Below are 14,582 nucleotides of genomic sequence, written 5' to 3' on the forward strand. Positions count from 1 at the left end.
CACGGCAAACCGTTATATCCGCCCAAAAGTGGGCAGACCAGAGCGATGAGTACCCAACCTGGCCCGATCCGGCCGCTACCGCGCGCGCCCAGCCTGTCACCGACCGCCGATCCCGACGCATTGCTGTGGTGGGTGGTAGGCCTGCTGATCCTCGTGGTGATCGTGGCGGCCATTTTGGCCATCTAGTTGCCGACCCCGGTCGCGGCCGGTGTGAGACGCTGCCCGGGTGCGTGCGACTCGTCCCCGAACCGCGGGCGTGCTGGCCGGCTACGTGGCCGACCTCGCACTGAGCGACCCCACACGGGGCCATCCGGTCGCCCTGTTCGGCAAGGCGGCCGCGGCGTTGGAGCGCGCCACCTACCGCGACGCCAAGGGGCCCGGTGCGCTGCACGTGGGCGTGCTGGTAGGCGCGGTGACGCTGCTGGGTGCGCGGGCCTTGCGTCGGGGTGGGTTGTTGGTCACGGTCGCGGCGACGTGGGTCTGCCTCGGCGGGACGTCGTTGGCGCGCACCGGCCTGGAGATGTCGCGACTGTTGGAGAGCGGTGACGTCGATGCCGCCCGACGGCTGCTGCCGTCACTGTGCGGGCGCGACCCGGCCCGGCTGGACGCCGCCGGCCTGACGCGCGCGGCGCTGGAGTCGGTCGCGGAGAACACCTCGGACGCCGAAGTGGCGCCGCTGCTGTGGGCGACGGCTGGCGGGGCGCCCGGGGTGCTGGCGTACCGCGGCATCAACACGCTGGATTCGATGATCGGCCACCGCTCGCCGCGCTATGCCCGATTCGGTTGGGCCGCAGCGCGATTAGACGACGCGGCCAACTATCTCCCCGCCCGCGTAACCGCAGCGCTGGTGGTGCTGTGCGCACCGCTGGTCTCCGGATCGCCGTCAGGGGCGCTGCGGGCCTGGCGCCGTGACGCGGCGCGGCATCCCAGCCCCAACGCCGGGGTGGTCGAGGCGGCCTTCGCCGGCGCGCTCGGCGTTCGACTCGGCGGGCCGACGCAGTATCGCCACGAGCTGCAGATCCGCCCGACGCTCGGGGACGGGCGGCCGCCCGACGTGGCCGACCTGCGCCGCGCGGTGGCGCTGTCGCGGGCGGTGCAGGCGGCCGCGGCCTTATCGATCGGGCTCTTGGCGGCGTTCAGTGTGCGTCGCTGGCGATGAGTGTGCGGGTAGGGCGGAAAAACGAAGTTTTACCGCTGTGGGCACACTCTGAAAACCCTCAACGCACATTGAAAGCGGCCTACCGCCGGCGGCCGTAGCGATCGGCCAGCTTGTCCTCCACGGTCACCGGGGTGGCGGTCGTCTGCCCCTTTTCCCGCCGCCGGACACGCAGCTCGGAGTAGACGAAGTAGCCCAAGCCGATGGGCGCGAGGATGCCGAACGAAATCCACTGGATGCCATAGGACAGGAACGGCCCGGCATCGAGGTGCGGCACGCCGATCACGCCCAGTCCGCCGGGCTGGTTCTCGACCAACTGCAGATAGGACCCGGCCAGCGGCACCTTCGTCAACGCCGAGACCTGTTCGGTGTTAATCGAATACACCTGCTGCACACCGTCGGTGACGAAAGGATCCTTGCCCGCCACGGTGGGTTCGGAGTCCCGCAGCCGAGCCGTGATCGTCACCGTCTCCGCCGGCGGGCGGGCGATCGGCGGGACATGCGATCCCTGCTCGGGGCGCACGTAGCCGCGGTCGACCAACACGGTCGGGCCGTCGTCCACCACGAACGGTGCCAGCACCTCGAACGCCGGGTCGCCCTCGACCACCCGCAGCCGGGCCAGCACCTGCACGTCGGGCAGGTAGTGCCCGGTCGCCGTCACCCGCCGCCACTGTGCGCCCGGTGCCGACGAATCCTGCTGGGGCAGCAGGGTTTTCAGCGGCACCGGCGGGGTGTTGAGGGAGGACTCGATCTGGTGGTTCTCCCGCGATGTCCTGGTGTTCTTGCCCAGCTGCCAGGGCGCGAGCACCATGAAGCACAGGTAGGTGAAGGCGATCACCACCAGCGCCAGGGCTATCCAGCCCGGGCGCAGCAGGAACGCCAGGCCCCTTTTCACCGGAGCATCGCGCCTCTCCCGTTTTCCGCGAGTCGTTCGTCGACCCACGCGTGCAGTCCGGGCAGGGCGGCCTCGATGACGGCGAAGACGTCCTCGAAGTCGTCGTGGTCGCCGTAGTAGGGGTCCTCGACGTCGGGGGCGTGGGCGCCCGAGCGCGGGTCGAACGACCGCAGCATGCGGATCCGGTCTTCCTCGACGCCCAGCTGACGCAACATCCGAACGTGATTGCGCCCCAAGGCCACCACCAGGTCGGCCGCCAGGTGGTCGTCGTTGAGCTGCGCGGCGCAGTGGGCGGTGGGGTAGCCATGGGCATGCAGCACCCGGGTGGCCCGGTCGTCGGCGCAACTGCCGACATGCCAGTTGCCGGTGCCCGCGCTGGTCACCCGGACCGCGTCGCCGAGGCCGCGTCGCTGCAGCTGGTCGGCGAACATCTTCTCGGCCATCGGGGAACGGCAGATGTTGCCGGTGCAGACGAAGGTGACGTGCAGTGGTTCAGACACCGAGAGCCCTCCGCAACTCCTCGACCGTCGCCGCGTGCGTCACGCCGGTGAGGCTGAACCCGTCCTCGAAATCGGACCGCCCATAGCCCCAGCCGACCACCACCGTGTCGATGCCGTGCGCGGCCGCGCCGTGCACGTCGTGGCTGCGATCGCCGACCATCAGCACCCGCTCGGGCAGGGGCTGCAGCTGGTCGAGCGCGTGGGCCAGCACCTCCTCCTTGCTCTTGCGTGAGCCGTCGGGAGCCGCACCGGCGATCACCTCGAAGTACCCGTCCAGGCCAAAGTGGGCGAGGATGCGCCGCGCCGTCGGCTCCAGCTTGGAGGTGGCCACGGCCAGCCGGACCCCGGCGGCGCGCAGGTCGGCCAGCAGCGGCTCGATGCCGTCGAAAAGGGTGTTCATCGCCCAGCCCCGCTCGCCGTACTCGGCGCGGAAGGCCGTGATCGCCTCCTCGGCGGAGTCGCCGAACATCGACCGGAAGGTGTCGTCCATCGGCGGACCGACGATCTGTGCGGCCAGGTCCCCCTCGGGCACGGCCGCGCCGACGTGGTTGAGCGCGTGCAGGAAGCTGGCCACGATCCCGTCCGCCGAGTCGGTCAGCGTGCCGTCGAGGTCGAAGATCACCAGCTCCGCGGCGTCCGAGACAATGTCTGTCACCACACCATTGTCCTAGATGGCCGCACGCGCTCAGCGCGGCCCACTAGTGTTTCTCGGATGGCGACTCTGAACCCGAGCCCGCCAGCGGCGGCGCGCTATCACGGCGATCAGGCCGTGGCGCCCGGGATGCTCGACTTCGCCGTCAACGTCCGGCACGCGCAGCCGCCGGAGTGGCTGATGCGCCGGCTGGCCGCGCGGCTGCCCGACCTGGCACGCTACCCGGGTCCGGCGGACGTGCACCGGGCGCAGGACGCGGCCGCCGAGCGGCACGGCCGCAGCCGTGACGAGGTGCTGCCGCTGGCCGGCGCGGCCGAGGGCTTCGCGCTGCTGCCCAACCTGCGCCCGGCGCGGACGGCGATCGTGTCGCCGTCGTTCACCGAGCCCGCCGTGGCGCTGGGCGCGGCCGGGGTGCCGGTGCGGCACGTCGTGCTAGAGCCGCCGTTCCGCCTGGACGGCGCGGTGGTGCCCGACGACGCGGACCTCGTCGTGGTGGGCAACCCGACGAACCCCACCTCGGTCCTGCACACCCGCGCGCAGCTGCTCGCGCTGCGCCGGCCCGGCCGGATCCTGGTGGTCGACGAGGCGTTCGCCGATTCCGTCCCCGGTGAGCCCGAGTCGCTGGCCGGCGACGCGCTGCCCGACGTGCTGGTGCTGCGCAGCCTGACCAAGACGTGGGCGCTGGCCGGGTTGCGGGTGGGCTACGCGCTGGGCGCGCCGGAGCTGTTGGCGCGGCTGACCGCGCAGCGTGCGCACTGGCCGGTGGGGACCTTGCAGCTGACGGCCATCGCGGCCTGCTGCGAGCCGCGGGCCGTCGCCGATGCCGCGGCCGGTGCGCTGCGGTTGGCGGAGTTACGCGCCGAGATGGTGGCCGGCCTGGCGTCGGCGGGCGCCGACGTGGTCGACGGCCGGGGCCCGTTCGTCCTGTTCCGTCTGCCCGACGGCGACCGGATACGAAACCACTTGGAGCGCAAGGGGATTGCCATCCGTCGGTGTGACACCTTCGTCGGGCTGGACGGCCGGTACCTGCGGGCGGCGGTGCGACGGGACTGGCCACTGCTGATCCAGGCCATCGCGGAGGCGCTGCGGTGAGCGTGCGGCTGGCCGACGTGATCGAGGTGCTCGACGAGGCGTACCCGCCGGATCTCGCGCAATCGTGGGATTCGGTCGGCCTGGTATGTGGCGACCCCGACGACGCGCTGGACTCGGTGACCGTCGCCGTCGACGCGACGCCGGAAGTCGTCGACGAAGTTCCCGACGGCGGACTGCTGCTGGCGCATCACCCGTTGCTGTTGCGCGGCGTCGACACCGTGGCGGCCAGCACGCCGAAGGGCGCGCTCGTGCACCGCCTGATCCGCAGCGGGCGATCGCTGTTCACCGCGCACACCAACGCCGACTCCGCCTCGCCCGGGGTGTCCGACGCGCTCGCCGACGCGCTCGGGCTCACCGTCGAGGCGGTGCTCGAACCGCTCGCGGCCGCGGGCGATCTGGACAAGTGGGTCGTGTACGTGCCGACGGAGAACGCGCAGGCGGTGCGCGAGGCCGTGTTCGCGGCCGGCGCCGGCCACATCGGCGACTATTCGCACTGCAGTTGGAGCGTGAGCGGCATCGGGCAGTTCCTGCCGCACGAGGGGGCCGCGCCGACGATCGGCAGCGTCGGCAGCGTCGAACGGGTGCCCGAGGAGCGGTTGGAGGTGGTCGCACCGGCGCGGGCCCGGGCAGCGGTGTTGGCGGCGATGCGCGGCGCCCATCCGTACGAGGAGCCCGCGTTCGACATCTTCGCTCTGGTGCCCCCGCCCACCGACGCGGGGCTGGGCCGGATCGGCACGCTGGCGCGACCGGAATCGTTGCGCAGCTTCGTCTCTCGTGTCGACGCTGCGCTGCCGCGGACCTCGTGGGGCGTGCGTGCGTCCGGGGACCCCGACGCGCCCGTGTCGCGGGTCGCCGTGTGCGGCGGCGCCGGGGATTCGCTGCTGACCGCCGCGGCCCGCGCGGACGTGCAGGCTTATGTGACCGCCGATCTGCGCCACCATCCGGCCGACGAGCATCGCCGGGCCTCGGACGTGGCCCTGGTCGACGTGGCACACTGGGCCAGCGAATTCCCCTGGTGCGAGCAGGCCGCCGGCATACTGCGGTCCCGTTTCGGGGAGGCGCTGCCCGTTCGGGTGTGCACCATCCGCACCGACCCTTGGACGCTGGGGCAGGTGGCCGAGACGGGGAGAGACGGGGAGTAGAGCAATGAAAGCTGAGGTCGCACAGCAACTTTCGCTACTCGAGTTGTCGAAACTGGACGCCGAGCTGTCCCGCATCGCACACCAGGCCAGCCATCTGCCCGAGCAGGAGGCCGTGGAGCGGATCCGGGCCGACCACACCGCCGCCGCCGATCGGCTGGGTGCGCTGCGAATTGCGCTGGAAGACTTGGACGCCCAGGTGGCGCGGTTCGAGTCGGAGATCGAGGCGGTGCGGCAGCGCGAGGACCGGGATCGCTCGATGCTCAAATCCGGTGCCACGGACGCCAAGCAACTGTCGGATCTGCAGCACGAGCTCGAGACCCTGCTTCGGCGTCAAACCAGTCTCGAGGACTCGCTGCTGGAGGTGATGGAGCGCCGCGAGGAGTTGCAGGCGCAGCTGGACGGCGAGCAGCGCGCGGTCGAGGCGCTGCAGTCCGAACTGGCCACCGCCCAGGAGGCGCTCGACGCCGCGATCGCCGAGATCGACGAGGCCCGCCAGGCTCGTTCGTCGCGACGCGACACCCTGTCCGCGGAATTGGATCCCGCGCTGTCCGCCATGTACGAGCGGCAGCGCGCCAGGGGAGGGCCGGGGGCCGGGCCGTTGCTCGGGCATCGGTGCGGCGCCTGCCGGATCGAGATCGGCCGCGGCGAACTGTCCCGCATCTCAGCCGCCCCCGAGGACGAGCTGGTGCGCTGCCCGGAGTGCGGCGCGATCCTGTTGCGGGTCAAGGGGTTCGACCAGTGAAGGTCGTCGTCGAAGCCGACGGCGGGTCGCGCGGCAACCCCGGACCCGCCGGGTACGGCGCGGTGGTACGCACCGCGGACCGCTCGACCGTGCTGGCCGAGACGAAGCAGGCCATCGGCGTCGCGACCAACAACGTCGCCGAATATCGAGGCCTGATAGCCGGTTTGGACGACGCCCTGCAAATGGGGGCCACCGAGGTCGAGGCCTTCTTGGACTCCAAGCTGGTGGTTGAGCAGATGTCCGGGCGGTGGAAGGTCAAGCATCCCGACCTGATCGAGCTCCATGCGCAGGCGCGAAAGCTGGCGTCGCGGTTCGACCGGGTCTCCTACGCCTGGGTGCCCCGGGCCCAGAACTCGCACGCCGACCGGTTGGCCAACGAGGCGATGGACGCCGCGGCGGGTATCGACGAAGACCTGACCGAATCCGAGCCGCGGGTTGCCGAGCCGGCGAAAAGCGTTGCGGCCGAGGCCAGGACGTCGCCCGGCTGGACCGGGGCGCGGGGAACGCCGACCCGACTGCTGTTGCTGCGGCACGGGCAGACCGAACTGTCGGTGGAGCGCCGCTATTCGGGGCGCGGCAACCCGGCGCTGACGGAGGTGGGGCGCCAGCAGGCCGGGGCCGCGGCGCGCTACATGGCGGAGCGCGGCGGGATCGCCGCGGTGATCTCCTCGCCGCTGCAACGGGCCTACGACACCGCGGCGACGGCCGCCAAGGCGCTCGGGCTGGACGTCACGGTCGACGACGACCTGACCGAAACGGATTTCGGGGCGTGGGAGGGCCTGACCTTCGCCGAAGCGGCCGAACGTGATCCGGAACTGCACCGGCGGTGGCTGCGCGACACCGGCACGACACCGCCGGGCGGGGAAAGCTTCGACGCGGTGCTCGACCGCGTGCTCCGCGTGCGCGAACGGGTCATCGAAGCCCACCAGGGCGAGACGGTGCTGGTGGTGTCCCACGTGACGCCGATCAAGATGCTGCTGCGGCTGGCGCTGGACGCGGGGCCGGGGATCCTTTACCGGCTGCATCTTGACCTGGCCTCGCTGAGCATCGCAGAGTTCTATTCGGATGGGGCGTCGTCGGTGCGGCTGGTGAACCAGACCGCCTACTTGTAGGGGGCGATGGATGCAGCCGTCTCAGCCACTCGATGAGCCCGTTCCCGCCGATGTCCGGGCGCGGGTGATGCCGGCGGCGCTCGATGAGCTTGTCCGCTGGGGTGTGGAGCGGTTCAGCATCGAGGCGATGGCGGAGCGCCATCACCTCGATCCCGCGCTGGTCTACCGCTACTGGGGCAGCCGGCAGCGACTCATCGTCGATGCGGCCCTCGCCGACGCCGAGGCCTTCAGTGCGGTACCGGACACCGGTTCGTTGCGTTCAGACCTGCTGGCGTTCGCGCGCAGAGCGATCGCGCGGCTCAACTCCGAGGAGGGCCGCGCCTTCACGCGGGCGCTCGTCATGGAACGTCCCGGCCATCACGACGAAGAAACCCGAATGCTGGTGTGGCAGGCACGTTTTAACGCCTTGCGCGCGGTCATCGACCGAGCGAGGGAACGCGGCGAACTGCGCGCCGGGGTGAACACTTTGGCGGCCGTGCAAGTCGTGCTGGCGCCGTTGAACGTTCGCGTCCTTTACTCCGATTTACCTATCGACGATCGCTACTGCGAGGCGATCGCCGATATGGCCTGGCACGCGCTGGTCAAGCGGGAGTGAACTCGACCGGCAGCGCGGCCGGCGAGCGAAACGCGACGCCCACGACGTGCGGTACCGGGGCGGTCGGGTCCAGCCTCAGGTCTCCCAGTCGGTCGAGCAGCGCGCCGATGGCGACCGTCCCCTCCATCCGTGCCAGGTGCATGCCCAGGCACAGGTGCGGTCCGCCCCCGAAGGTCAGGTGGGCGATGTTCTTGCGGGTGGGGTCGAAGCGGTCCGGGTCCGGGTAGCGCGCCGGGTCGCGGTTGGCGGCGGCGACGCTGACGCTGACGGTCGCGCCCGCCGGGATCGCGATCCCGCCGAGCTCGCAGTCCCGGACCGCCCGTCGTACCACCGTGGTGATCGGTGGCTCCCAGCGCAGCGCCTCCTCGAAGGCGCCGCGCAGCATGCCGCGGTCGGCCCGCAGCTCCGCCAGCAGGGCCGGCTCCGTGAGCAGTGCCACCAGCAGGTTGCCCGAGGCGCGGTAGGTCGTCTCGACGCCGGCCGGCAGGATCAGCAGCAGGAACGCGAAGATCTCGTCGTCGGTCAGACGGGCGCCGTCGATCTCGGACTCCGCCAGCGTGCTGATCAGGTCGTCCTGCGGGCGGCGCCGCCGTTCGGCGAGGATCTCCGCGAGGTAGGCCTTCAGCTCCGCCGATGCGGCGAGCCCGCGTTCCCAGTCGTAGACCACGTTGAGCAACTCGATCGACAGCCGCTGGAAGCGCGGGTAGTCCTGGCGCGGCAGGCCCATGATCCGGGCGATGACCTGGACCGGAAACGCGAAGGTGAACTCGCGGGCCAGCTCGGCTCGCCCGCGCGGCGCGAACCGGTCGATGAGCTCGTGGACGACCACCTCCACGAGCTCGGCGCGCCAGCGTTCCAGCAGCGCCGTGCGGAACGACGGCGACACCAGCGCCCGGCTGGCCCGGTGCTCGGCCCCCTCGAGCTCGAGCAGCGTGACGCCCATGACCGGGCCCATGATCTGGTCATAGATCGACGACGAGAAGGCGTCGGGGTGGGTGAGCACCGTCTGGCACTCCTCGTACCCCAGGACGGTCACGCCGAGCTCACCCACCTGCGGGGCACTGACCTCGGCGAAGGGGTTGCCGATCATCACCCGGTGCTGGTCGCGGGCTTCGCGCAGCCGCTCGTGCACATTCTCGACCTGCAGGAGCAGCCCGGCCTGCAGGTCGGCCGGGTCCTGGGTCGTCACGAGGCTTTGACCGTCTCGGTGTCGCGTCCGGACCGCAACACCTTGCCGGGCAGGGCGCCGGTGGCGACGCCGTCACGGCACACCTCGACGCCACCGACCAGCACCGAGGTGATCCCGTAGGCGTCGGCGACCAGCCGCGGCGCGCCGGCGGGCAGGTCGTAGCGGGTGCGCTCGGGCCCGTGGTCGACCGTGGCCGGGTCGAACAGCACCAGGTCGGCATGCCAGCCGGGCTCGATGCGGCCGCGTTCGGTCAGCCCGTAAAACCGGGCCGGCACGTCGGTGATCAGCCGGACGGCCTCCTCGAGCGTCACGACCTGATGCTCGCGGACGCCCCGGCCCAGCAACGACGTTGTGTAGATGGCGCCGCACATCATGTCGAGGTGGGCCCCGGCGTCCGAGCCGCCGATCACCGCGCCCGGGTGGCGCCACACTTCGGCGCGCGCCCGCCAGTCGGCCGCGTCGTCACCGGTCAGCGGCGGGGACAGGCCGGTGCGCAGCTCGTCGGCGATCACGATGTCCAGCAGCGTGTCGAAGGGCTCGCCACCCCGGTCGGCGGCGATCGCGCCGACGCTGCGCCCGGTCGCGTCGGCGTTCTCCGGGGCGAACGTCTCCACGATGACGAGCCGGTCCCATTGCGCCAGGCCGCGCAGCATGCCAGCCTCCTTCGAGGCGGCGCCCTCGGCGAGGCGGCGGCGCACCTGCGGATCGGCAAGCGCGACAAGGCGTTCGGGCACCGGCAGGTGCATCGTGTCGCGCCAGCCGGGTAGCCCGTCGAGCACGAAGCCGGACAGGAACGACAGCCGGATCTTCATGGCCTGCGGCAGGGTGAGTGCCACCACCCGGCCGCCGCGTTGGGCCGAGGCGTCGAAGGCGCGCAACTGCTTTTCGTGCCCGGCCGGGTTGGCCGCCGAGACGCCGAGCAGGTTCCAGTTCAGCGGGCGGTCCGCGGCCACCGACATGTCGGTCAGCAGCGCGATGTCCTCGTCGGTGAAGCCGGACAGGCAGCCGGGGATGATGGCCTCCAGTGTGGTGCCCGGATGGTCGCGCAGCGCGCCCGCGAGCGTCACCAGCTCGTCGCGCGAAGCGCTGCGCGACGGAACCGGTTGCCCGGCACCGTCGTTGTGGGTGGGTGACTGCGAGGTCGACAGCCCGAGCGCGCCGGCGCCCAGCGCGTCGTGCAGCACCGCGACCATCCGTTGGATCTCGTTTGCGGTCGCTCGGCGGCCCACCCCGTCCTGGCCCATCGCGGCCAGCCGCAGCGCCGAATGGCCAACCAGGAAACCGGCATTGACCGCGGTGTGGCCATCGAGGCGGCCCAGCCAGTCGCCGAACGATGCCCAGCCCCAGTCCAGGCCGGCCCGCAGCGCGTCCAGCGGCATCCCCTCCACCCGCGCCAGCATCCGGGTGAGGTAGTCGTGTTGGTCGGGCGCCGCGGGCGCCAGCGTGAAGCCGCAGTTGCCGCCGAAGACGGTCGTGACGCCATGCTGCACCGACGGGCTGGCGGTCGGGTCCCAGAACAGCTGCGCGTCGTAGTGGGTGTGCAGGTCGACGAACCCCGGCGCGAGTGTCTGTCCTTGGGCGTCAACGGTTTTGGTGGCCAAGTCGTCGACGTCACCGACGGCGACGATGCGCCCGTTGCTGACGCCGACGTCGCCGTGGCGGGCGGGCGCGCCGGTGCCGTCGACGATCTCGGCGTCGCGGATCAACAAGTCAAGCACGTGCGGGCCTCCTACGTTCTGGCGAGCCACCCGTCGTCGGGCAGTGGGTGGCCGAACAACTGTGCGGCGTTGCGGTGGGTGATCCGGGCCGCGTCCTCCGTCGACAGGCCGGCGACGTTGCGCGCCACCACCTCTTGGGTGTCGGGCCACGTCGAGTCGGCGTGCGGGTAGTCGCTTTCGACGAGGATGCGGTCGGCCCCGATCGCGTCGAGCGCGCCGAACGCGTGCGGGTCGTCGATCGAGCAGAACCAGAAGTTGCGCCGCAGCACCTCGCTGGGCAGCAGGTCGCTCTTCCACGCACCACCCTCGTGGCCCGAAGCGGAATGCGCCAGAACGTAATCGGCGCGGTCGCCGAGCATGGCCGCCCAGCCGAGACCGCCCTCGGCCAGCGTGATGTTGAGCCCGGGAAACCGCACCGGGATCCCCGACCACAGCATGTCCGCGCACGCGACCAGACCATTCACCGGGAACAGGGTGGTGATGGTTTCAAAAGGCGTGTCCGGGGCGGGGATTGGCGCCCACTGCGCGGAGCCGGTGTGCAGGCACACCACGGTGCCGGTCTCCTCGCAGGCGGCGAAGAACGGATCCCACGCGCCGCTGTGCAGGCTGCCGATCCCGCATTGGGCCGGCAGCTCGGGGAAGCTCACGGCCTTGAAGCCGCGCGCGGCGTTGCGGCGGACCTCCTCGGGTGCGAGTTGGGGGTCGGCCAGCCACGGCAGCTGCAGCGGGATGATCCGGTCGGGGTAGGCGCCGGCCCACGCCTCGAGGTGCCAGTCGTTCCAGGCCCGCAGGGTGGCCAGGCCCAGCTCCAGGTCGTCGCTCCTCCAGAAGACGGTGCCGGCGAACCCGGCGATCAGCGACGGGAAGTTCAGCGATGCCCAGATGCCGGCGAGGTCCATGTCGGCGATCCGGGCGTCGACATCCCAACAGCCGGGCCGCATTTCGTCGAACCGGGCGGCTTCCATGCTCCATTCCTCGCGGGGCCGTCCAATCACCGCGTTGAGGCCGATGTTGGGATACTCGCGGCCCTCGTAGCGCCACACCTGGCGCCCGTCGTCGGTCTCGACGACCTTCGGGGCGCGGTCGGACAGCGCCGCGGGCAGCCGGCCGATGAACAGGTCGGGCGGCTCGATGACGTGGTCGTCCACCGAGATCACGACGTGCTGTCGCTGCCGGGGATCAGGGTCTGGCAGCAGCGCCATACCTGATGACTATCGTCGGTTTTCCGGCGCTGTCAATGCTATCTATGCAATGAAAGCAAAGTTGCGGCTAATCCAGTCGCGTGATGCCTGGATATGCGTCGAAGCCGCGGTCGAAGCTCATCAGTTGAGCGACGTGGTAGCGAGTCATGATGGCGATGTGCAATGCATCCCTCGCCGAGAGGCCTCGATAGCGCGACAGCGTGTCCTTGGCGAGCTCGACATCGGCGTGCCCGATCGGCAGCACCTCGTCCACCACCCCGAGGATCGCGTCAAAGGCCGGCTGGATCGCCTCGCGACGCTCGATCACCACATATCGGTGACAGATTTCCTGTAGCACTTCGGCGTCGGTGACAAGCCTGTTGCCCGCCGACAGTGCGGATTCCAGCAGACGTTGCGCATTCAGCTTGTGTGGGCGTGAGGCGCCCACCAAGTACATGGGGATGTTGGTGTCGACGAAGATCACTGGATAGCTTCAGGAGGCTCCATGTATCCGCGTTCGGTCTCCTCGAGCATTTGCTCAATGCCAGGCGCCGGAAACTCATGACGCGCGGCGGTTCGGACGGCCCGCAACTTGGTGTCGAGATCGCCGGTTGGCTCCCGTTCCCGGGCTTCGCGCAGGGTGCGGCGCACCCATTCCGAGACGGTTGTGCGATGCCGGCGGGCGATTTTCTGCAGCTCGTCCCACTCGTCCACGTCGAGAAGAACCTGCAGCCGCTTACTCATGGTATGAGTATAAATGACTCATACCGCTGGCGCCGCGTCTTTCGCTGCCGGAGGCCCCTTGACCAGGGATGACACGATATTCGGGTGGAGAACGACCGTCGCGGTGCACTGACGAGGGTGGGACTCTCGTGCGGTGCGTGCGGCACCGCGCTGGCCGCGACCGCTACCGCGCCATGGCAACATCGCTGGGCTTCGAAGGCCAGATGAAGTGGGCCGAGGCGATGCCGTGAGGATTGACCACAGTGCCGGCAGAAAGGAAACCCAAGCGATGGCCAAGACCCGTGCCGAAGCGGCGCAGTACGTCAAGAATGCCGGAGGGTTGAAGATTGTCGTTTTCGGAGCCGACGGGCACGAGGTGGCGGCGATGTTCGTGCAAGGGTCGGTGACATACGACGAGGAGGCAGCGCGCTTTATCGCGGTTGCCGAGGACGGCCACACGGTGGGGGAACTGTTCGTGGACGAGACGGTCGGTTACGACGAAAGCATCGACGCGTTCGTCATCCGAACCGCGCGATAGCGATTAATGCCCGGGCTCGAATTCGATCGGCAGTGCCATGGGTCCGCTCAGCCCGCTGAGGGGCTTCCATGGGGCCGGACCGGCGAGGCGGGCGTTGGGCATGCGCCGGGTCATGATCGCGAGTGCTTCGGCCAGCTCAAGTCGGGCCAGGTTGGCGCCCAGGCAGTAGTGCATGCCGGCGCCGAACGTCTGCATCGGCGGGGCGCCGTCGCGGGTGATGTCGAGGCGGTCGGGTTCGTCGTACATGGCGGGATCGCGGTTCGCGGCGGCGGTGTTGGCGATGACCAGCGTGCCGGCCGAGATCATGAATCCGGCGATTTCGACGTCCTCGCGCGCGGTGCGCAGCGTGGCGGCCGCGATCGGTGAGTGGCGCATCGTCTCTTCGACGGCCTTGTTGGCGAGCTCGGGATTCTGGGCCAGCAGCTCCCACTGGCCGGGGTGCTCGCACAGCGCCTGCACCGAGGCCGCCAGCTGGTTGCGGGTGGTGTCGGTGCCGGCGATCAGCAGGCCGGCCGCCAGCATCCGTAGTTCGTCGGCGCTGAGGTGATCGCCGTCGTCCTCGGCCCGGATGAGATCGGAGATCAGGTCATCGGTCAGCCGGTGGCGCCGCTGGGCGACCATGTCGTCGATGTAGGCGTCGAGATCCTCCCACGCGGTCAGGATGGTGCGCTCGTGGGCGGCGACGTCCCAGCTGAAGGCCTTGAAGATGTCGTCGGTCCAGTCCGAGAAGAGCTGCCAATCCTCCGCCGGCGCGCCCAGCAGCGCGCAGATGATCGGGATCGGATATTGCCGAGCGATCTCGCCGACCACCTCGCAGCGTCCCGTAGCGGCGTGGCGGTCCACCAGTTCGGTGATCACCTCGACGATCGTCGTGCGCAGCCGCGCGGTGGCGCGTGGTGTGAAGGCTTGGGACACCAGTCGTCGCAGCCGTTGGTGCTCGGGCCCGTCGAGGCTGATCAGGCTGGCTGCCACCCGCTCCCACAACGGCCCACTGGTGATGCCTTGTGAGGCCAGGAACATGCCCTGAGGCATCCGGAATCGGGGGTCGCGCAGCACGCTTCTGACCAGTTCGTAGGTCAGCAGCTCCGGCCCGTGCGGGCTGACGGCGATCGGCGCCTGGCATCGCGCTGCCCGGAGGATTTCGTGCGCCTCGTGTGGGCTTTGGCAGTGCTCGTAGTTGATCCTCGGGAGGCCGGCCTCGAACACGCTCGGGCGGATCGGTGCATCAACCGCGATGGTCATGGTGGTCCCCAGAGGTGGTCGGTGAACTACTCTCACCACGAAGTCTTGGGCGCGGGGAAGCGCATCGCACGCGTAGTCGGCTACCTCAGTTTCGGTGCGTTTCGG

17 protein-coding genes are annotated in these 14,582 nt (G+C 70.2%); 8 read left to right on the top strand and 9 right to left on the bottom strand.

The genetic code is table 11. The features are described from left to right. Positions 1–45: 45 nt before the first annotated feature. Both AWB92_RS29895 and AWB92_RS24875 read left to right on the top strand, forming a co-directional pair. Complete coding sequence (locus AWB92_RS29895; RefSeq protein ID WP_156766715.1) at positions 46–186, top strand: hypothetical protein; 141 nt, start codon at positions 46–48, stop codon at positions 184–186. 40 nt (positions 187–226) lie between these two features. Continuing rightward, positions 227–1,159 (top strand): cobalamin biosynthesis protein, encoded by a 933-nt coding sequence (locus tag AWB92_RS24875; RefSeq protein WP_085190416.1) that lies wholly within the window; start codon positions 227–229, stop codon positions 1,157–1,159. Positions 1,160–1,238: 79 nt separating this feature from the next. On the opposite strand, the gene AWB92_RS24880 is transcribed toward AWB92_RS24875, so the two are convergent. Genes AWB92_RS24880 through AWB92_RS24890 form a run of 3 tightly spaced genes read right to left on the bottom strand, consistent with a single transcriptional unit; the run spans position 1,239 to position 3,173 of the window. Next, entirely contained in the window at positions 1,239–2,051 is an 813-nt protein-coding gene (locus AWB92_RS24880; protein WP_085190418.1) for an SURF1 family protein, read from the bottom strand. Next, on the bottom strand, positions 2,048–2,551 hold the full coding sequence (locus AWB92_RS24885) for a low molecular weight protein-tyrosine-phosphatase (protein ID WP_085190420.1): 504 nt from the start codon (positions 2,549–2,551) through the stop codon (positions 2,048–2,050). The genes AWB92_RS24880 and AWB92_RS24885 overlap by 4 nt, the downstream gene beginning before the upstream one ends. After that, on the bottom strand, positions 2,544–3,173 hold the full coding sequence (locus tag AWB92_RS24890; protein ID WP_085190478.1) for an HAD-IA family hydrolase: 630 nt from the start codon (positions 3,171–3,173) through the stop codon (positions 2,544–2,546). Before AWB92_RS24890 ends, AWB92_RS24885 begins: the two co-directional genes overlap by 8 nt. Before the next feature lie 39 nt (positions 3,174–3,212). Here AWB92_RS24890 and cobC point away from each other — a divergent pair, with 39 nt between their 5' ends. The 5 genes from cobC to AWB92_RS24915 all read left to right on the top strand — a co-directional run bounded on the left by cobC (position 3,213) and on the right by AWB92_RS24915 (position 7,886). Beyond that, positions 3,213–4,295, top strand: coding sequence for an Rv2231c family pyridoxal phosphate-dependent protein CobC (gene cobC, locus AWB92_RS24895; RefSeq protein WP_277622333.1), 1,083 nt, complete (start codon positions 3,213–3,215; stop codon positions 4,293–4,295). After that, the gene (locus AWB92_RS24900) at positions 4,292–5,437 is read left to right on the top strand and encodes a Nif3-like dinuclear metal center hexameric protein (protein WP_085190424.1); all 1,146 of its coding nucleotides are present in this window, start codon (positions 4,292–4,294) and stop codon (positions 5,435–5,437) included. The genes cobC and AWB92_RS24900 overlap by 4 nt, the downstream gene beginning before the upstream one ends. A gap of 4 nt (positions 5,438–5,441) precedes the next feature. Then, the gene (locus AWB92_RS24905) at positions 5,442–6,179 is read left to right on the top strand and encodes a zinc ribbon domain-containing protein (protein WP_085190426.1); all 738 of its coding nucleotides are present in this window, start codon (positions 5,442–5,444) and stop codon (positions 6,177–6,179) included. Continuing rightward, positions 6,176–7,291, top strand: coding sequence for a bifunctional RNase H/acid phosphatase (locus tag AWB92_RS24910; protein WP_085190428.1), 1,116 nt, complete (start codon positions 6,176–6,178; stop codon positions 7,289–7,291). Before AWB92_RS24905 ends, AWB92_RS24910 begins: the two co-directional genes overlap by 4 nt. Positions 7,292–7,358: 67 nt before the next feature. Next, positions 7,359–7,886 carry a TetR-like C-terminal domain-containing protein gene (locus tag AWB92_RS24915; protein WP_241523571.1) on the top strand — a complete coding sequence of 176 codons (528 nt, stop codon included), beginning with the start codon at positions 7,359–7,361 and terminating at the stop codon, positions 7,884–7,886. Here AWB92_RS24915 and AWB92_RS24920 read toward each other — a convergent pair. The 5 genes from AWB92_RS24920 to AWB92_RS24940 form a co-directional block, all read right to left on the bottom strand. Continuing rightward, on the bottom strand, positions 7,873–9,075 hold the full coding sequence (locus tag AWB92_RS24920) for a cytochrome P450 (RefSeq protein ID WP_085190433.1): 1,203 nt from the start codon (positions 9,073–9,075) through the stop codon (positions 7,873–7,875). The two genes, AWB92_RS24915 and AWB92_RS24920, sit on opposite strands and share 14 nt — an antisense overlap. Next, positions 9,072–10,793: an amidohydrolase family protein gene (locus tag AWB92_RS24925; RefSeq protein ID WP_085190435.1), complete on the bottom strand. Its 1,722-nt coding sequence runs from the start codon at positions 10,791–10,793 to the stop codon at positions 9,072–9,074. The genes AWB92_RS24920 and AWB92_RS24925 overlap by 4 nt, the downstream gene beginning before the upstream one ends. Before the next feature lie 11 nt (positions 10,794–10,804). Then, on the bottom strand, positions 10,805–11,995 hold the full coding sequence (locus AWB92_RS24930) for an amidohydrolase family protein (protein WP_085190437.1): 1,191 nt from the start codon (positions 11,993–11,995) through the stop codon (positions 10,805–10,807). Positions 11,996–12,062: 67 nt separating this feature from the next. Next, entirely contained in the window at positions 12,063–12,458 is a 396-nt protein-coding gene (locus AWB92_RS24935) for a type II toxin-antitoxin system VapC family toxin (protein ID WP_085190438.1), read from the bottom strand. Then, entirely contained in the window at positions 12,455–12,718 is a 264-nt protein-coding gene (locus AWB92_RS24940) for an antitoxin (protein WP_085190441.1), read from the bottom strand. The genes AWB92_RS24935 and AWB92_RS24940 overlap by 4 nt, the downstream gene beginning before the upstream one ends. 268 nt (positions 12,719–12,986) lie before the next feature. Between AWB92_RS24940 and AWB92_RS24945 the strand changes: the two genes are divergently transcribed. After that, positions 12,987–13,235 (top strand): hypothetical protein, encoded by a 249-nt coding sequence (locus tag AWB92_RS24945; RefSeq protein WP_085190443.1) that lies wholly within the window; start codon positions 12,987–12,989, stop codon positions 13,233–13,235. A gap of 3 nt (positions 13,236–13,238) precedes the next feature. On the opposite strand, the gene AWB92_RS24950 is transcribed toward AWB92_RS24945, so the two are convergent. Next, the gene (locus AWB92_RS24950) at positions 13,239–14,477 is read right to left on the bottom strand and encodes a cytochrome P450 (RefSeq protein WP_085190445.1); all 1,239 of its coding nucleotides are present in this window, start codon (positions 14,475–14,477) and stop codon (positions 13,239–13,241) included. Positions 14,478–14,582 lie beyond the last annotated feature (105 nt).

This window comes from Mycobacterium sp. IEC1808 (assembly GCF_002101935.1).
In the GTDB taxonomy this organism is placed as follows: Bacteria; Actinomycetota; Actinomycetes; order Mycobacteriales; family Mycobacteriaceae; genus Mycobacterium.